Source organism: Tabrizicola sp. T74 (assembly GCF_057219935.1).
Genome location: NZ_JBXVVT010000003.1, coordinates 336,535 through 352,422, shown reverse-complemented (window position 1 = coordinate 352,422; position 15,888 = coordinate 336,535). Strand labels below are relative to the sequence as shown.

Here is a 15,888-nt window from a genome sequence, read left to right as displayed (position 1 = left end):
ACAATCGGGAAAATTGCGACATGGTCGCGTTCCGGTCGGCAAGCGGATCGTAGCGACTGCGTGATGCGGCCGAATGCCCCTTTCTTGGGCGGGGTGAAACGACTATGTCGGGCCAGAGCAACGGGATTGAAGTGCGGGCGATGGCGGGCGGGCTGTTCTGGGCAGTGGCGGTGGCGCTGGCGGCGATGGTCGCAGCAGTTCTGATCGGCGCGTTGCGCCGCGCGGCGGATGCGGGGGACCGGTCGAATGCCGACTTGTCGGTCTACCGCGACCAGCTGGCAGAGGTGGACCGCGACCTTGACCGGGGCACGATTGGCCCGGACGAGGCCGCCCGGCTGCGGGCCGAGATCGGCAAGCGGGTGCTGGATGCCGATCGGACACGGAGACAAGGCACGGGGGGACAAGGCACGGGGACCAGCAGGTCGACCTCGACCGCGGTCATGGTCGGGGTGATCCTTGCCGTTGTCGTCCCAGGCGGTCTGGCGGCCTACTGGGCCTTGGGCGCGCCGGGTTATCCGGACATGGCGCTGGAGCCTCGGCTGGCGGCGCTGGATGCGGGCATCGCCGGTCGCCCGACGCAGGCGGCCGAGCTTCTGACCATCGGCCGCGCCAGGGACGCCGCGCTGGACGAAAGATTGGCGGCAGAGCTTGCCGGCGCCTCGGACCCTGCAGCGCTGCGGGAACGGTTTCGCACGGCATTCGAGGGAGGCAACCCGCAAGAGGCGATACGGGTGCAAGAGCGGCTGTTGGCCGTCCTGGGCGACAGTGCCGCATCGGTCGATCATGCCAACCTGGCGCTGGCACTGGTGGCCGAGGCGGATGGCTATGTCTCGCCCGAAGCCGAAGCGGCGCTGCGGGCCAGCCTGCAGGCCGACATGACGAACGAACTGGCGCGCTATCTGGTGGGCGAGATGTTCCTGCAGGGCGGGCGCTTTGACCAGACCTTCCGGTTCTGGCGACCGCTGGCCGAAACGGGTAATCCAGCTGCACCCTGGACCGCGTCCATCCGTGAGCGGATCGGTCAAGTGGCCGAACTGGCCGGGGTTCGCTATGCGCTGCCGGAGAGTGCGACCGCAGGCCCGACTGCGGGCGATGTGGCAGCAGCGGCCGAGATGTCGCCCGAGGAGCGGCAGGCGATGATCGAGGGCATGGTGGCGCAGCTGTCGGACCGGCTGGCGACCGAGGGCGGCGATGTCGAGGACTGGAACCGCCTGATCCGGTCGCTGGCAGTACTGGAACGGCTGCCCGAGGCGCAGAAGATCTATGACGAGGCGAAGGAGAAGTTCCAGGGCCGCCCGGCCGAGCTGTCCTTCCTGCGGCTGGCTGCGGTCGAGACCGGGCTGAACCCGTGATCTGCGCCGGGATCGAGGACTTCCTGGCCGCCCTGCCCCCGAACCGCGCTGTCGCCGGGCTGGACCTTGGCGACAAGACCATCGGCGTCGCGCTGTCGGACCTGCGGCGGCAGGTGGCCACGCCCATCGAGGTGATCAGGCGCGAGAAGTTCACCATCGATGCCGCGAAGCTCCTCGCACTGCTGGAGGCCCGGGGGGCCGCGGGAATCGTGCTGGGTCTGCCGCTGAACATGGACGGCTCCACCGGCCCCCGGGTGCAGGCAACGCAGGCCTTTGCGCGCAACCTGGAGAAGCTGACGGCGCTGCCGATCTGCTATTGGGATGAGCGTTTGTCGACCGTTGCGGCAGAAAGGGCACTCCTTGAGGCGGATACGTCAAGAAAACGTCGCAAAGAGGTGATCGATCAGGTCGCGGCGGGCTATATCCTGCAAGGCGCGCTGGATCGGATGGCGTATCTTGGGTGAGGATGACCGGGTGAAGGACGACGTCTGGAAGCGTGACGAAATCGCCTCGCCTTGCGTGAAGCTCTGCGTCGTGCATCCCGAAGAGCGGATCTGCGTGGGCTGCTACCGCAGCATAGACGAGATCAGCCAATGGTCGCGCTATAGCCATGAAGAGCGGGCGGCGGTGATGGCCGAGCTGCCCTCGCGCGCGCCGCGCCTGCAGAAGCGCCGGGGCGGGCGGATGGCCCGGTTGGAACGCTAGCGAAATTGCGTGCCTTTGGCACGGAGTCCTGAGGGCGCCTGCGCGGGACTTTCGCCCGCTTGTCTTCCGATGGGGGTTTTACCCCCAAACCCCCAGAGTATTTGGGAAATGGGCAAGATCAGGGGCCAGTCAGCCACTGATGAACCGTTGCCAGCTGTGGACGCAGGTAGGCGATCATCCGGCCTTCGGGCGGGGCGGTGTCGCCGGGTTTCCAGGGCGCAACGCCGTGCAGGGTGAGGCGGTGGAGGAGAGTGGCCTCTCCTGGCCTTGCCGGAAGTTCAATGCGGCGGCAGGAGGCGAAGACCTGACGGCGGGCCTGCTGGTAGGGCTCGGTGATGTCGATGTCGCCCCAGGTTTCGGGGGGGTGCGGCTCGAGGGCCCTCAGCAGCGCGGCGCGGAGGATTTCATGACTGCCCTCCCACACGGTCAGGGGCGAGGCAGGCGTGTCGTTCAGCGGCAGGCCTAGGATCCAGGCGTGCGGCTCCTTGACCATCCGCCGCTTGTCGGGGCCGATGGGGAGGAGGCCGTCGAGATGCGCGGCGTCTCGGTCGCGGCAAAAGGCAAAAGCGGCGGCGGATTCGTCCGGTGAGGGTTGCGGATAGCCGGGGCGGATGACGGACAGCTGGGCCTTGTGGAGCGGCGTGCGGGCCAGGGGCAGCGGCTCCCAGGGAAACGGGGTGCCGTCGATCGTGCCGTCCGCCGCGTTGGGCAGGGCATCGACGCCGACGAACCAGGTGCCGCCGCAGCGCCAGGACTCGGTGGTGGAGGCAAGGGTGTTGAGGGCGGCTGTGCGGGCGGCTTCGGCCCAGGCGGCGATGGCAGAGTGCGGGCCAAGCTTCTGCCAGCCCCGGCCTTCTGTCGGGCCTACCATCCCAGCACTTTCCGCAGCATGTTCAGCGCGACCAGCGTCAGAAAGATCGCGAAGGCGCGCTTCAAGGGCTTGGGGTTCATCGCATGGGCCAGGCGCACGCCAAGGGGCGTGGTCAGCAGCGTGGTACCGATGACCACCAGGAAGGCAGGCAGATTGACCGCTCCGACGGTATAGGGCGGGGCATTGGCCACCGGCAGGAACAGGAAGCCCAGGACCGAGGGCACGGCGATCAGCACACCGAAGCCCGAGGCGGTGGCGACGGCGCGGTGGATCGGCATGGCGTAAAGCGTCATCAGCGGCACGCCGAAGGTGCCGCCGCCGATCCCCATCATCGCCGAGAAGAAGCCGACAGTTCCGGCAAGAGCGCTGCGCACGGGTTGGCCGGGCATCTGGTCACCCAGCCGCCACTGGTCACGGCCGAAGGCCATCCAGAGGCCCGCGAGGCCCGCGAGCGCGCCGAACACGGCCTGTAGCGTCATCGACGAGACCTTGCCAGCGACGAAAGTGCCGATGGCGGCGGCGATGACCAAGGTCGGGCTCCAGGTCTTCAGCACCTCCCAATCCACGGCGCCTTTCCGATTGTGCGCCGACACCGAGCGGATCGAGGTGATGACGATGGTCGCCATCGAGGTTGCGACGCAGACCTGCATCAGCTGGTCGCCGCCATAGCCAAGATGGCCAAAGGCATAGAAGAAGGCAGGCACCAGCACGATGCCGCCGCCGACCCCCAGCAAGCCTCCAATCACGCCGGCGAAAGCCCCGATCACGATCAGCGCGGCCAGCATCGGCAAGAGAAGGGAAAGGTCAGGCATGGGTCACCAGGGGTCACGTCTGTTCCGGACATATCCCGGTGCGGGGTGGCCTGCCAGTGACGAAGCGACCAAGGGCGGTAACAGAGCGTCCCGCCGTGCGCCTTGTATGGGGTACAAAACCCGGCTGGCGCCGAAAGATACCAGGTGGTATGCACCCCGTCTGTTTCAGGAGAGCCCAGATGCAACGCACCCTTTCCCTGCCCCTGATGTCGATCATCCTGGGTCTTGTCGCAGCGGTCGGCCCCTTTGCGATCGACATGTACCTGCCCGCCATGCCCGAGATCGGGCGCGATTTCGGGGTCGAGCAGCAGGCGGTGCAATGGACCATCGTCGGCTACTTCATCACCTTTGGCCTTGCCCAACTGGCCTATGGCCCCTGGGCCGACCAGGCGGGGCGGAAGCCGCCGCTCTATGCGGGACTTGCGATCTTCATCGCGGGCACGGTGATCTGCGCGCTGGCGCCCTCGATCGGCTGGCTGATCTTCGGACGGATGGTGCAGGGCGTGGGCGGGGCAGCCAACATGGTCGTCCTGCGGGCGGTAATCCGGGACCTGGCCACGGGGCCGCAAGCCACGCGGATGATGTCGACGATCATGATCGTGATCGCGGTCTCTCCCCTTCTCGCGCCCCTGTCCGGCGCGGGGCTTCTGGCGCTGGGGGACTGGCGGCTGATCTTCTGGGCGCTGCTGGTCGCGGCGATCCTGAGCTTCTTCCTGATCCATTTTGCGGTGCCCGAGACGTTGACCGACGCGAACCGGCAGCAGTTCGATCTGGCCAGCACACTGGCCGGAACGAAGGTCCTGCTGGCCGACCGGGGGTTCATGGTAATGACCTTCCTGGCCGGGTTTGCCTTCGCGAGCTTCTTTGTCTTCATCGCGGCGGCGCCCTTCGTCTACCGGGAGGAGTTCGGCCTGACGCCGACCGAGTTCTCGGTGGCGTTCGCGGTCAATGCGATCGGGTTCTTCGCAGCTTCGCAGTTCGCTTCGACCCTGTCGCGGCGGCTGGGCACCCTGCGGATGATCGCGGGAGCAAGCCTTGGGTTTGCGTTGGCGACCTTTGTGGGCTTCGGCCTGGCTATGGCGGGGCTTGCCAGTCTGCCGGTCACGATGACGACCCTGTTCGTCGGCAACATCTTCCTGGGGGTGATCCTGCCCACCGCACAGGTGCAGGCGCTGGAAGAGCATGGCGCGATTGCCGGGTTGGCGTCGTCTTTGGGCGGCACGATGCAGATGGTGGCGGCGGGTCTTCTGGTCGCGGCGGCGGGGCCGTTCCTGGACGGGACGGTGACGCCGATGCTGGGGGCGATTGCCGCCTGCGGGCTGATCGCGCTGGTCCTGTCGCGGATAATCCCGCGTCAGGCGGCGCGGGCCTGAAGCTCGGCCAGGGCGGCGTCAAGGACGTCCAGCCCAGCCCCGTCGCGGCTGGCGCGCTCCGACAGGACCCGCCGCCAACCGCGTGCGCCGGGACGGCCGGTGAACAGGCCGAGCATGTGGCGGGTGATCTGGTGCAGCCGTCCACCCTCTGCCAGATGCGCGGCGATATAGGGGCGCATCGCGTTGGCCACCGCCACCGGGTCTGGGGCGTGGCTTTCCCCCCACAGCGCATCGGCCCCGATCAGCACCGAGGCCGGGTCGTGATAGGCCGCGCGGCCCAGCATCACGCCGTCGAGGCCCGCGTCAAGGAACGCCCGCGCCTGGGCCAGGCTGTTGATCCCGCCATTGATGCAGATCGTCAGGTCCGGGAACCGCTCCTTCATCCGGATCACGAGAACATGGTCCAGGGGCGGGATCTCGCGGTTTTCCTTCGGAGACAGGCCCTGCAGCCAGGCCTTGCGGGCATGGATGATGACATGGCGCACCCCTGCCCCGGCAAGCGTCTCGATGAACCGGGGCAGCACGGTTTCGGGGTCCTGCTCATCGACGCCGATCCGGCACTTGACCGTCACGGGCGCACGGGTTTCGGCCTGCATCGCCCGGACGCAATCGGCAACCAGAGCCGGGCGCTCCATCAAGACGGCACCAAAGCAGCCTGACTGCACGCGGTCCGACGGGCAGCCGCAGTTCAGGTTGATCTCGTCATAGCCCCAGGGTTCCGCGATCCGCGTGGCTTCTGCCAACTCACGCGGGTCGGACCCACCGAGTTGCAGGGCGACGGGGTGCTCGACCGGTGAGTAGTCCAGGAGGCGCGCCTTCGGGCCATGCACGATAGCGGGCGCGGTGACCATCTCGGTATAGAGCATCGCCCGCCGAGTCATCTGGCGGTGAAAGACGCGGCAGTGCCGGTCGGTCCAGTCCATCATGGGCGCGACGGAAAGGCGATGGGGGCGGTCAGCGTGCATGCGCGGTCTTTGCCCTGATGCGCGGGTTCAGGCAAGCGGGAAGCTGAAATCGGGCGGGCCTGTGGCGGAATGCAGGCCGGATGAAGATGAACCGAAGATGAACGGCAAGTTCGCGGCAGATTAATGATGGGTGGTGCAAGGTGATTCCAAGATGAGTCGGAAACGCCGGAAAGAGCGGACGACCAGTGCACCTGTGGGGGAAGTCATGCTGCGTACTACGACCGAAGAGTCCCGCTTCTACCTGACCGCCGACCTGCGCGCATTTGACAGCGTTCCGACGCCCAAGCGCGCCAAAAAAGCTGGTGTCAGCTTTACGAGCGAGTTGAAGCGGTTCCCGCCGGTCGAGGAAGTGGTGGCAGCACTTGACCGGATCGCGTCGCGGGCGTTTGTCGCCTGATCAAGAATTTTGTCTGGGGGAGAGGAAGGCCGTCCGGTTTCGGGCGGTCTTTTTCATTTTGCGCCTCTCGGCAAGCATCGTGCCAGCCGGACCACCAAAATGAAGAACGGCCGGGGTGAGCCGGCCGTTCTGTCTGATGTCGTGGTGGATCAGAGGCCCAGAAGCTTCTTCACCGCAGCCTCGACCTCGTCCGTGACTTCCTTGTTGGCAGCCGCTTCGAGCAGCGAGCGCTCCAGTTCCGGCTGATCCTCGACCTGCTGGGCAAGTTCGGTCACTTCGTCTTCCAGCGACTCGTAGGCCTGGGTGTCGGCCAGCTCGTCTTCCAGCGCGGAAGCGTTTGCCTCGGCCGACGCTTGCGCCGTGCGGGCGGCCGCAAGCTCGGCCTCGATCTGCGCGATGGTGACCGTATCGGCGGGGTCCGTGTTCGTGAGCGCGGTTTCCAGTTCGGTCACGGTGCCCGCTGCAGCCGCGGCTTCCACCCGGGCCAGGTCCAGATCGGTCTGGACCGTCGCCGAGTCGCGCGTCGGCGGGGTCAGCCCGGCCAGTTCAGCCTCCTTCTCGGCCAGCGTATCCTTCAGCGCTTCTCCCGCCACGACCGCATCGCGGTAGGCAGCAATCTTGCCCACACGCGAATTCGGAGAGGCGTTCTTCAGCGCGTTCTCGTTCGCATGCGCCGCATTAAGGGCGCCAAGTTCGGACGGATGGACGCCAAGCTCATCGGCAAGGTCCTTCTTCTTCGGCTTGGCTTTGGCCGCGGTCGTGGTCGTGGTCGTGGTGTCAGACTTGGTCTTCGTCTTCGTCTTGGTCTTGGTTTTGGTCTTGGTCGCTTCACCGCCGGACTTCTTGTCCGACTTGGCCGACCCACCGGACTTTTCCGACTTGGCACTGCCACCGCCGGACTTTTCCGACTTGCCGCCACCGTTGCCGCCACCGTTGCCGTTTCCGCCACCGTTGCCGCCGCCGTTGCCGCCACCATTGTCATTGCCAGATTTGGCAAAGGCCATGTCAGGCGTCGACACGGCTGCGACCAGGGCGACCGACCCCAGAAGGGCCACCGAAAGCGAGCAGACTTTCAGAATGTGGATGGGTGTCTTCATCTTATCGGTTCCTCTGTGTCATGAGCGAGACAGGTGCCGCTGCTTCGGCCGTCGTGACGAATCGGCACGCTGCTCCATGCCAGTCACAAGACACCAGGCCGGTTTAACTCGGCGCGAACCAACTGTTCATCTTCAGTTCATGTCAAATCTGCTAGACCTCAGGGCATGAAGCTCGTGCATACCCTCGCCCTGATCGTCCTGTTGGCCCCGGCCACACCCGGATTTACTGCGACCGTGCGTGAACTGGGCGCATCGGAATTGCGCCAGGTCACTCGGTCGGGCGATGTCATCAGCCTGAAGCGCGTGATCGAATCAGTCGCTGCCGCTACCGGGGGCGAACCGATCGAGGCCCGCGCCTTCGAGGCAGAGGATGTCTTCTATCGGATTCTCCTGAAGAAGACGAATGGCTCGATCGTCAGCGTCATCATCAATGCGCGTACCGGAGAGCAGGTCAGCAGGAATTCCGCCCTCGGGCGCGAGCTTGCGGCGGCCGCAGAAAACGGCAAGACCAAGGGCAATCAGGACAAGAAGGACAAGGCCAAAGGGTCGCAAGGCAAGTCGTCCGGAAACGCTGGCGGCGGCGGCAACGGCAACGGTGGCGGCAATGGTGGCGGCGGCAACGGTGGTGGCGGCGGCAATGGTGGCGGCGGCGGCAACGGTGGCGGCGGCGGCAATGGTGGCGGCGGCGGCAATGGTGGCGGCGGCGGAAACGGCGGCGGCAATGGTGGCGGCAAGGACTGATCGCTGCCTTAATTGTTGCCAAATTCGTCGCTAATCATCTGACCCATGCGCATTCTTCTGGCAGAAGACGAAGAGGTCCTGTGTGACCAGATCAAGCGGCTCTTGTCGGCCGAGGGGCGGATCGTTGATGTCGCACATGATGGCCAGGAAGCAGGCTTTCTCGGGTCGACCGAGCCCTATGACATGATCATCCTCGACATCGGCTTGCCGATCCGTGACGGGATTTCCATCCTAAAGGAATGGCGGGCGGGCGGGGTGACGACGCCGGTCCTGATCCTGACCGCCCGAGACGGCTGGTCGGACCGGGTCGATGGGCTGGATGCGGGGGCGGACGACTACCTGACCAAACCCTTCCACCTGCCGGAACTTGCCGCCCGCGTGCGCGCGTCGCTGCGCCGCAGTTCGGGACGGACCAATCCGATGTTCGAACGCGATGGGGTGGCCTTCGATACCCGGCTTGGGCGGGCTAGCCTGCACGGGGTCCCCGTCGATCTGACCTCGCAGGAGGCGGCGGTGCTGACCTACCTGATCCACAACGCGGGCAGACTGATCTCGCGCACGGAACTGTCAGAACACATCTACGAATATGACGGTGACCGCGATTCCAACACCATCGCCGTCTTCATCAACCGGTTGCGCAAGAAGCTTGGCCCTGACCTGATCCAGACGATGCGCGGTCGCGGATACATGATCGACGCCCCCTGATGCTGTCGCTCCGCAAACGGGCCTGGATCAGCGGCGGCATTGCGGCGCTGGTCTCGCTCACCGTGGGTACGCTGCTCTTGTATTCCTTCCTGAACCAGCGCGTCTCGCAGCGGTTCGATGCGGCCCTGGTGGAACGTCACACCCAGATCGTCGTGGCCCTGAGCTCGGTTCCGGACGACCCGGCGCAGCTGGGTGACCTCTTGTTCGATCCGGCCTATCAGACGCCCTTTTCGGGCCGCTATTGGCAGGTGACGGGGCCAGAGGGGGTCATCTTCACCTCGGCCTCGCTGCTGGACGCAACCTTGCCAGGCCCGGACCAGGCGACGAACCAGCTGACGATCTTCGACGCGGAAAACACCGAAGTTGAACAGGTCCGCGAGGCGCGGCAGCTGATCACGCTGGAAGACGGCAGCACCTGGACGGTCGCGGTGGCCGAAAGCCTGGCCGGACTGAACGCCGAGCGGCGCGAGACCCGGCAAAGCCTGATCATCGCCTTCGCGCTGGTCGCGGTGATCGGGCTGGCGAGCGTGCTGTTCCAGACGGCGACGGTCGTTGGTCCGCTAAACCGGCTGCGGCGCGACGTGGCGCAGCGCTGGGACAAGGACGAGGCGCTGCGCGAGGCGGACTATCCCGAAGAAGTGGCCCCGCTTGTGGCCGACATCAACGAGCTTCTTGCCCGCAACCGCGAGATCGTCGCCCGCTCGCGGCGGCAGGCGGCGGACCTGGCGCATGCCTTGAAGACCCCCTCGGCGATCCTGCGGAACGAGCTGTCGGTGCTGGCCGACCAGTCGCACGACATGGACAAGGCGCTGGAGGCGCTGGACCGGGTGGATGCGCAGCTGGGCCGGTCGCTGGCGCGGCTTCGGGCCTCGAGTTCCGGCGAGACAACGCAGGCCCGGACCGACCTGTCCCATTCCATCGACCGGTTCGCGCGGATGTTCGGGATGATGGCCAAGCGGGAGGACAAGAGCCTTGAGGTCGCATGCGACCGGGATCTGTTCATCCGGATGGATCAGCAGGACATCGAGGAGGTCCTCGGCAACCTTCTGGACAACGCGCTGAAATGGTGCCAGTCGACGCTGTCGCTGATGGCCCGCACCACGGCGGGCGGGATCGAGGTCCTGATCGAGGACGACGGGCCGGGCATCCCCGAGGCCGACCGTGCCGAGGCGATGAAATCGGGGGCGCGGCTTGACACCTCGAAGCCCGGGACCGGGTTGGGGCTCGCCATCGCGGGGGACCTCTTGCAGGCCTATGGGGCGACGATCGCGCTGGAGGAGAGCCGGGGCCTGGGCGGGCTTGCGGTGCGGATCACCTTGCCCCCGGCAAAGGCGCGGGGGGCCAGGAAGGGCTAGGGCCGACAGAAGTGTCCACGGTGGACAAAATCAGATAACTTTATGGAATCAATGACTTGCTTGCGGACGTTTGGGGTTTCTTAACCTGTTGCCCGGGGCCGGATTCGCTCACTTTGGCGGCAGGACCAGCACGGCGCGGAAGTCGTTGACGTTGGTCAGCGTGGGGCCGGTGACGACCTGTGCCCCTGCCTTCGCAAAGTAGCTGTGCGCGTCGTTGCGGGCCAGCGCTTCGGCAGCGCCGGGGGTCTTAACGGTATCCGGTCCGATCAGCGCCCCGGCCACCTCAGCCGCGCCGTCCACTCCGTCGGTGTCGCAGGCGATGGCGTGGATTTGCGGGTGGCCATCGAGGGCCAAAGCAAGGGCGAGGCAGAATTCGGCGTTGGGGCCCCCTACCCCGTCGCCGGTGCGGGTCACGGTCAACTCGCCGCCAGAGAGAAGGAGGACAGGCTTGTCGCCAGGTCTCAGGCTGGCGGCGATATCCTTGGCCATCGCGGCCTGGTCGCGAGCGACCTCACGCGCTTCGCCCTCGATCCGGTCGCCCAGGGTGCGCACCTCGGCCAGCGGAGCGGCAAGGTCGGCAGCGGCGGCAAGCGATTGGGCTGGGGCGGCGTAGATCACGTTTTCGGTCCGCGACAGGCGCGGATCGCCGGGGGGGACGACGCCGGAGTGGTTCAACGCCGCAAGAGCCGAGGGCGGGACCGGGATGGACCAGCGGTCAAGGATCGCGCGGGCGTCGGCGGGGGTGGTGGCGTCGCCGACGGTCGGGCCAGAGCCGATGAAGGCCGGGTCGTCGCCAGGCACGTCGGAGATCATCAGGGAGAGGAGTTTCGCCGGGTAAGCGGCGGCGGTGAGCTGCCCGCCCTTAACGCGACTGAGGTGCTTCCTCACCGTGTTCATCTGCACGATGGGCGCACCGCTTGCGAGAAGGGCGGCATTCACCTGCTGCTTTTCGGCGAGCGTCATGCCCTCGGCTGGCGCGCAGAGAAGCGCGGAGGCCCCGCCGGAGATGAGGGCGAGGACGAAGTCGTCTTCGGTAAGGCCTTTCAGCAGGTCGAGCATCCGCCGGGTCGCATCGACACCAGCCTGATCGGGGACCGGGTGGGCGGCCTCGACGATCTCGATGCCCTGACAGGGCCGGGCATAGCCGTAGCGGGTGATGACGAGGCCCTGGCAGGGGCCCCAGGCGGCCTCGACCGCTTCGGCCATGCGGGCGGAGGCTTTTCCGGCCCCGATGACCAGCACGCGGCCCTTGGGCTTTTCGGGCAGGAAGCGGGCAAGCGAGCGCATCGGGTCGGCCACTTCCACGGCGCGGTCGAAGAGGCTGCGGAGGAACAGGGCGGGATCGGGGATCATGCGGCGGCCTTCAGGGGGCACGAGTTTGTCTCGAAAACTCGGGGATGGGGACTGCTGGTGGTCCATTGGACCGAATTTTCGCAGAAAATTCGTGGTCGGTGCGGAACGGTCATCACAGGCTCGACGCGCGGGGGATCAAGGTCACGGGTGTAACGGTTTCCGGCGGTGGGCGGCGGTCGTTTTCCAGCCAGTCGAGCACGGTTTCCGCCATCTGCCGCCCGAAGCCCGCAATGTCGCAGCGGACCGAGGTGAGCGCAGGGTAGACCTGGGCGCAGTCCTCGATGTCGTCGAAGCCGACGATCTTGAGGCTTTCGCCAATCGCGCGGCCCAGTTCGGTGCAGCCGGTGAGGAGGCCCAGCGCGGTCAGGTCGTTGAAGCAGAGGACGGCGTCGACCGTGGGGTGTTCCTCGGCCAGGCGGCGGGCGGATTCGCGCCCGAAGGCACGACCGGGGCGACCGGGAAGGTGGAGCGGTTTCAGACCCCGCTCGGCGAGGGTTGTCAGGTAGCCGGACATCCTAAGCTGAGTGACGGCGCGGCCCTCTATGCCGCCGACAAAAGCGATGTTGCGCGCGCCTTGGGCGAGAAGGTGTTCGGTGGCGAGGCGGGAGCCGGTGGGGTAGTCGGGCGCGGCGAAGGGGGCGCGGCCTGTAGGGACCACCTGGCGCAGGACTTGCAGGGCGGGAACATTGGCGCGGGCAATGGCATCGAAGGCGGTCTCGTCGCCGTAAGCGGGGGAGACGATGAGGGCCGAGACGCCGTGTTCCAGCATGGCACCGACGACCTGGGCCTGCAGCGCGGGGTCTTCGTCGGTGTTGGCCAGGACGGTCGCGTAGCCGCGCGCGGAAAGGGCCATCTGCAGCGAGGTGGCGAATTCGGTGAAGAACGGGTTCCGAAGGTCGTTGATGACGACGCCGATGAGGCCCGCGTTGGCGCTGCGCAGGTTCGCGGCGGCGCGGTTGTAGACATAGCCAAGCTGGGCCATGGCGCGGCGGACCTCTTCCCGGGTCTCGTCGCGGACCAGCGGGCTGTTCTGCAGGACCAGGCTGACGGTCGATTTGGAGACGCCCGCAAGCGTCGCCACGTCGATGATCGTCGGCCGTTTGTCCATCAGTCCTGGTCGATCCCGTGGAAGGCGAGGAGGGTCTTCATCCGCGCTTGTGCCAGATCGGGGTTGGAAAGCAAGCCTGCGACGTCGGCAAGACGGAAGACCTGGGCGTAGTGGGTGATGTCGCGGGAGGATTGGAAGCCCGCGGGCATGATGAAGTGTTTCTGGTGGCCGTTGAGCCAGCTGAGGAACGCGATGCCGGCCTTGTAGAAGCGGGTGGGGGCGCGGAAGATTTCTCGGGACAGGGGGACGGTGGGGGCGAGGAGGTGGTGGTAGGTCCTGGTGTCGCCTTGCGCCAGGGCTTCGAGGGCCTGTGAGGCGGCGGGGGCGATGGCGGCGAAGATGCCGAGGAGGGCGTGGGAGAAGTGCGTGCCGTCGCCCTCGATCAGCGGCGCGTAGTTGAAGTCGTCGCCGGTGTAGAGGCGGACGCCTTCGGGGAGTTTGGCGCGGAATTGCTCCTCGTGGTGCTGGTCGAGGAGGGAGATCTTGATGCCGTCGACCTTGGCGGGGTTCTCGGCGATGAGGGAGAGGACGAAGTCGGAGGCCTTGGCGACGTTATTGCTGCCCCAGTAGCCGGTGAGGGCCGGGTCGAACATGTCGCCCAGCCAGTGGAGGATGACCGGGTCTTTCGCTCCGTCGATCAGGCGGCGGTAGACGTGGTGGTAGGTATCCTGGCTGGCCTTGATCGCCGGGAAGGCGCGGGAGGCCATGAGGATGAGCTGGCCGCCTGCCGCCTCGATAGCCTCGGCTTGGGCGGTGTAGGCGGCGAGGATGGCGTCGGGGGTGGCGAGATCGGTGAGGTTCTTGTGGTCGGTTCCGGCCCCGCAGGCGACCCGTGGTTTCATCGGGTGCACTTTGGCCGAGCGCATGGTGCGCTGGATGAGTTCCAGGGCCGTGGGCCAGTCGACCCCCATGCCGCGTTGGGCGGTGTCCATTGCCTCGGCGAGGTGGAGGCCCTGGTCCCAAAGCTGGATGCGGAAGTTGAGCGTCGCGTCCCAGTCGACGGCGGGGCGGGTGTCCCAGGGGTTTCTTTCGCGCAAGGGGTCGGAGACGACATGGGCGGCGGCGAAGGAGGTTCTGGTGAGCGGTGTGCGGGGGGCGCGCGGGATGAGGAGGGTGCCGGTGAGGCGGTAGGGTTGGAGCTGCGCGTCGGCGGTGGGGAGGGTGAGCATGGCGGGGCCTTTAGCAGGGAAGGTCGAAGACGAGGATGCCGTCGAGGCCGCCTTGGGCTGCGGCGACAAGGGCGGCTCCGACGCGTTTGTGGTCGGGGTGAGCCTGGTAGGTGGCCAGCGCCTCCCAGTCGGCGAAATCGACGGTGAAGCCGTGGAGGTAGCCGCGTTCGATCTTTTCCGGGCTTTCCGAGCGGCCGGAGTGGATGGCGAGGATGCCGGGGAGGCTCAGTGCGTGGAGGTCGGCGAAGATTGCGGCGATGTGGGCCTCGGTGATCTCTGGGCGGGCCTTGAAGAGGACGATGTGGCGGATCATTGGGCTTCCTTGATCAGGTCGGCGGCTTTCTCGGCGATCATAATGGTGGCGGCGTTGGTGTTGGAGGAGACGACGGTGGGCATGATCGAGGCGTCGACGACGCGTAAGCTTTCGATGCCGTTGAAGCGGAGGGTGGGGTCGACGACGGCCTCCATGTCCGCGCCCATGCGGCAGGTGCCGGCGGGGTGGTGGTCGGTCTTGGCGTTCTTCACGGCGTAGTTGATGTAGTCGTCGTCGGTGCGGACCTCGGGGCCGGGGAGGCGTTCGGCGAGGACGAAGGGTTTCAGGGCGGGTTGGCGCATGATTTCCTGCGCGAGTTTCAGGCCCTTGATCGACATCTCGCGGTCGTAGGGGTCTTCCCAGTAGTTCGGGTCGATCAGGGGGGCGGCATTGGGGTCGGCGGAGGCCAGGCGGACGGTGCCCCGGCTGCGGGGGCGGAGGAAGGCGGAGTTGAGGGTGACGCCGCCGTTCGGCATGGCGGCGACGCCGGCCTCGATGCCGGAACCGAGGCCGAGGTGAAACTGGATGTCAGGCGAGCGGGCGGAGGGGTCGGCGTACCAGAAGCCGCCGGTTTCGAAGAGGGAGGAGGCCACGGGGCCTTTGCGGGTCAGGAGGTATTGGAGGCCCGCGAGGACTGACCAGTGCGGTTTGGCGTAACGGTCGTAGGTGTGGGGGCCGGTGCATTCGGCGATGACGAAGAGGTCGAGGTGGTCTTGCAGGTTCGCGCCAACCTGTGGGCGGTCGAGGACGACGGGGATGCCGAGGCGGGTGAGGTCGTCGGCGGGGCCGATGCCGGAAAGCTGCAACAGGCGGGGGGAACCGATGGCACCGGAGGAAAGGATGACTTCGGTACTGGCGCGATGGGTGGTCTCACTGGTCTGGACGCCAACCGCCCTGCCCTTCTCAACGACGATCCGCAGAACCTGCTGGCCGGTCTTGACGGTCAGGTTCGGGCGACCGAGGGCGGGTTTCAAGAAGGCGGTCGAGGTGGAGGATCGGCGGTACCAGCGCTGGGTCAGCTGGTAGTAGCCGAGGCCGTCCTGCGTCTCGCCAGTGAAGTCGCGGTTTAGCGGGATGCCGAGTTCGGCCCCGGCGGCGAAGAAGGCCTCGCAGATCGGCAGGGGCGCGCGGGGTTGGCTGACGCCAAGGGGACCGCCTTTCCCATGAAAGCGGTTTTCAAAGCTGTCGTTGTGTTCGGACTTGCGGAAGTACGGGAGTACATCCTCATAGCCCCAACCGGGGCAGCCCATCTGGCGCCAGTCGTCGTAGTCTTGCGCGTTCCCGCGCGTGTAGAGCTGGGCGTTGATCGAGGAGCCGCCGCCAATCACCTTGGCCTGGGTGTAGCGGATCTGCATGCCCTTCATGTGCCGCTGCGGCACGGTCTGCCAACCCCAGGAGCCGATGCCTTTGGTCATCTTCGCGAAGCCCGCGGGCAGGTGGTAGAACGGATGGCGGTCGCGGCCTCCGGCTTCCAGGAGGAGGACGCGGGCCTCGGGGTTTTCGGACAGGCGGGCGGCGAGGACGCAACCGGCAGAGCCGCCGCCGATGATGATGTAGTCGTAAGTCATTGGA

At 66.7% G+C, this 15,888-nt stretch carries 17 protein-coding genes; 8 read left to right on the top strand and 9 right to left on the bottom strand.

The window, feature by feature from the left end:
* The first annotated feature begins 104 nt into the window (after positions 1–104).
* Genes ccmI through AC2EAL_RS11200 form a run of 3 tightly spaced genes read left to right on the top strand, consistent with a single transcriptional unit; the run spans position 105 to position 2,057 of the window.
* Positions 105–1,352: a c-type cytochrome biogenesis protein CcmI gene (gene ccmI / locus AC2EAL_RS11210; RefSeq protein WP_484724300.1), complete on the top strand. Its 1,248-nt coding sequence runs from the start codon at positions 105–107 to the stop codon at positions 1,350–1,352.
* Positions 1,349–1,816 (top strand): Holliday junction resolvase RuvX, encoded by a 468-nt coding sequence (gene ruvX / locus AC2EAL_RS11205; protein WP_484724299.1) that lies wholly within the window; start codon positions 1,349–1,351, stop codon positions 1,814–1,816. The genes ccmI and ruvX overlap by 4 nt, the downstream gene beginning before the upstream one ends.
* Before the next feature lie 10 nt (positions 1,817–1,826).
* Positions 1,827–2,057: a DUF1289 domain-containing protein gene (locus AC2EAL_RS11200; RefSeq protein ID WP_484724475.1), complete on the top strand. Its 231-nt coding sequence runs from the start codon at positions 1,827–1,829 to the stop codon at positions 2,055–2,057.
* 118 nt (positions 2,058–2,175) lie between these two features.
* Here AC2EAL_RS11200 and AC2EAL_RS11195 read toward each other — a convergent pair whose 3' ends face one another.
* Together AC2EAL_RS11195 and AC2EAL_RS11190 are read right to left on the bottom strand one after the other, a co-directional pair.
* Entirely contained in the window at positions 2,176–2,928 is a 753-nt protein-coding gene (locus AC2EAL_RS11195) for a hypothetical protein (protein ID WP_484724298.1), read from the bottom strand.
* Positions 2,922–3,740: a sulfite exporter TauE/SafE family protein gene (locus AC2EAL_RS11190; RefSeq protein WP_484724297.1), complete on the bottom strand. Its 819-nt coding sequence runs from the start codon at positions 3,738–3,740 to the stop codon at positions 2,922–2,924. The genes AC2EAL_RS11195 and AC2EAL_RS11190 overlap by 7 nt, the downstream gene beginning before the upstream one ends.
* Positions 3,741–3,919: 179 nt before the next feature.
* Between AC2EAL_RS11190 and AC2EAL_RS11185 the strand changes: the two genes are divergently transcribed.
* A complete protein-coding gene (locus AC2EAL_RS11185; protein WP_484724296.1) occupies positions 3,920–5,113 on the top strand; it encodes a multidrug effflux MFS transporter in 1,194 nt (397 codons plus the stop codon).
* Here the strand turns inward: AC2EAL_RS11185 and dusA are convergent.
* Positions 5,095–6,078, bottom strand: coding sequence for a tRNA dihydrouridine(20/20a) synthase DusA (gene dusA / locus AC2EAL_RS11180; protein WP_484724295.1), 984 nt, complete (start codon positions 6,076–6,078; stop codon positions 5,095–5,097). The two genes, AC2EAL_RS11185 and dusA, sit on opposite strands and share 19 nt — an antisense overlap.
* A 151-nt stretch (positions 6,079–6,229) precedes the next feature.
* Here dusA and AC2EAL_RS11175 point away from each other — a divergent pair, with 151 nt between their 5' ends.
* Positions 6,230–6,475: a hypothetical protein gene (locus AC2EAL_RS11175; RefSeq protein WP_484724294.1), complete on the top strand. Its 246-nt coding sequence runs from the start codon at positions 6,230–6,232 to the stop codon at positions 6,473–6,475.
* Between the two features lie 149 nt (positions 6,476–6,624).
* Here the strand turns inward: AC2EAL_RS11175 and AC2EAL_RS11170 are convergent, their stop codons facing one another.
* Entirely contained in the window at positions 6,625–7,572 is a 948-nt protein-coding gene (locus tag AC2EAL_RS11170; protein WP_484724293.1) for a hypothetical protein, read from the bottom strand.
* Positions 7,573–7,737: 165 nt separating this feature from the next.
* Between AC2EAL_RS11170 and AC2EAL_RS11165 the strand changes: the two genes are divergently transcribed.
* The 3 genes from AC2EAL_RS11165 to AC2EAL_RS11155 are packed head-to-tail and all read left to right on the top strand — an operon-like array spanning position 7,738 to position 10,373.
* Positions 7,738–8,313, top strand: a complete 576-nt coding sequence (locus AC2EAL_RS11165) for a PepSY domain-containing protein (protein WP_484724292.1) — start codon at positions 7,738–7,740, stop codon at positions 8,311–8,313.
* Between the two features lie 45 nt (positions 8,314–8,358).
* Positions 8,359–9,018, top strand: a complete 660-nt coding sequence (locus AC2EAL_RS11160) for a response regulator transcription factor (RefSeq protein ID WP_484724291.1) — start codon at positions 8,359–8,361, stop codon at positions 9,016–9,018.
* Entirely contained in the window at positions 9,018–10,373 is a 1,356-nt protein-coding gene (locus AC2EAL_RS11155) for a sensor histidine kinase (RefSeq protein WP_484724290.1), read from the top strand. The genes AC2EAL_RS11160 and AC2EAL_RS11155 overlap by 1 nt, the downstream gene beginning before the upstream one ends.
* A 108-nt stretch (positions 10,374–10,481) precedes the next feature.
* On the opposite strand, the gene AC2EAL_RS11150 is transcribed toward AC2EAL_RS11155, so the two are convergent.
* The 5 genes from AC2EAL_RS11150 to AC2EAL_RS11130 form a co-directional block, all read right to left on the bottom strand.
* On the bottom strand, positions 10,482–11,726 hold the full coding sequence (locus AC2EAL_RS11150; protein ID WP_484724289.1) for a glycerate kinase type-2 family protein: 1,245 nt from the start codon (positions 11,724–11,726) through the stop codon (positions 10,482–10,484).
* Positions 11,727–11,838: 112 nt separating this feature from the next.
* Entirely contained in the window at positions 11,839–12,834 is a 996-nt protein-coding gene (locus AC2EAL_RS11145; protein ID WP_484724288.1) for a LacI family DNA-binding transcriptional regulator, read from the bottom strand.
* Positions 12,834–14,003 (bottom strand): dihydrodipicolinate synthase family protein, encoded by a 1,170-nt coding sequence (locus AC2EAL_RS11140; protein ID WP_484724287.1) that lies wholly within the window; start codon positions 14,001–14,003, stop codon positions 12,834–12,836. The genes AC2EAL_RS11145 and AC2EAL_RS11140 overlap by 1 nt, the downstream gene beginning before the upstream one ends.
* Before the next feature lie 10 nt (positions 14,004–14,013).
* Positions 14,014–14,316, bottom strand: coding sequence for a Dabb family protein (locus AC2EAL_RS11135; protein WP_484724286.1), 303 nt, complete (start codon positions 14,314–14,316; stop codon positions 14,014–14,016).
* Complete coding sequence (locus AC2EAL_RS11130; protein ID WP_484724285.1) at positions 14,313–15,884, bottom strand: GMC family oxidoreductase; 1,572 nt, start codon at positions 15,882–15,884, stop codon at positions 14,313–14,315. The genes AC2EAL_RS11135 and AC2EAL_RS11130 overlap by 4 nt, the downstream gene beginning before the upstream one ends.
* Positions 15,885–15,888 lie beyond the last annotated feature (4 nt).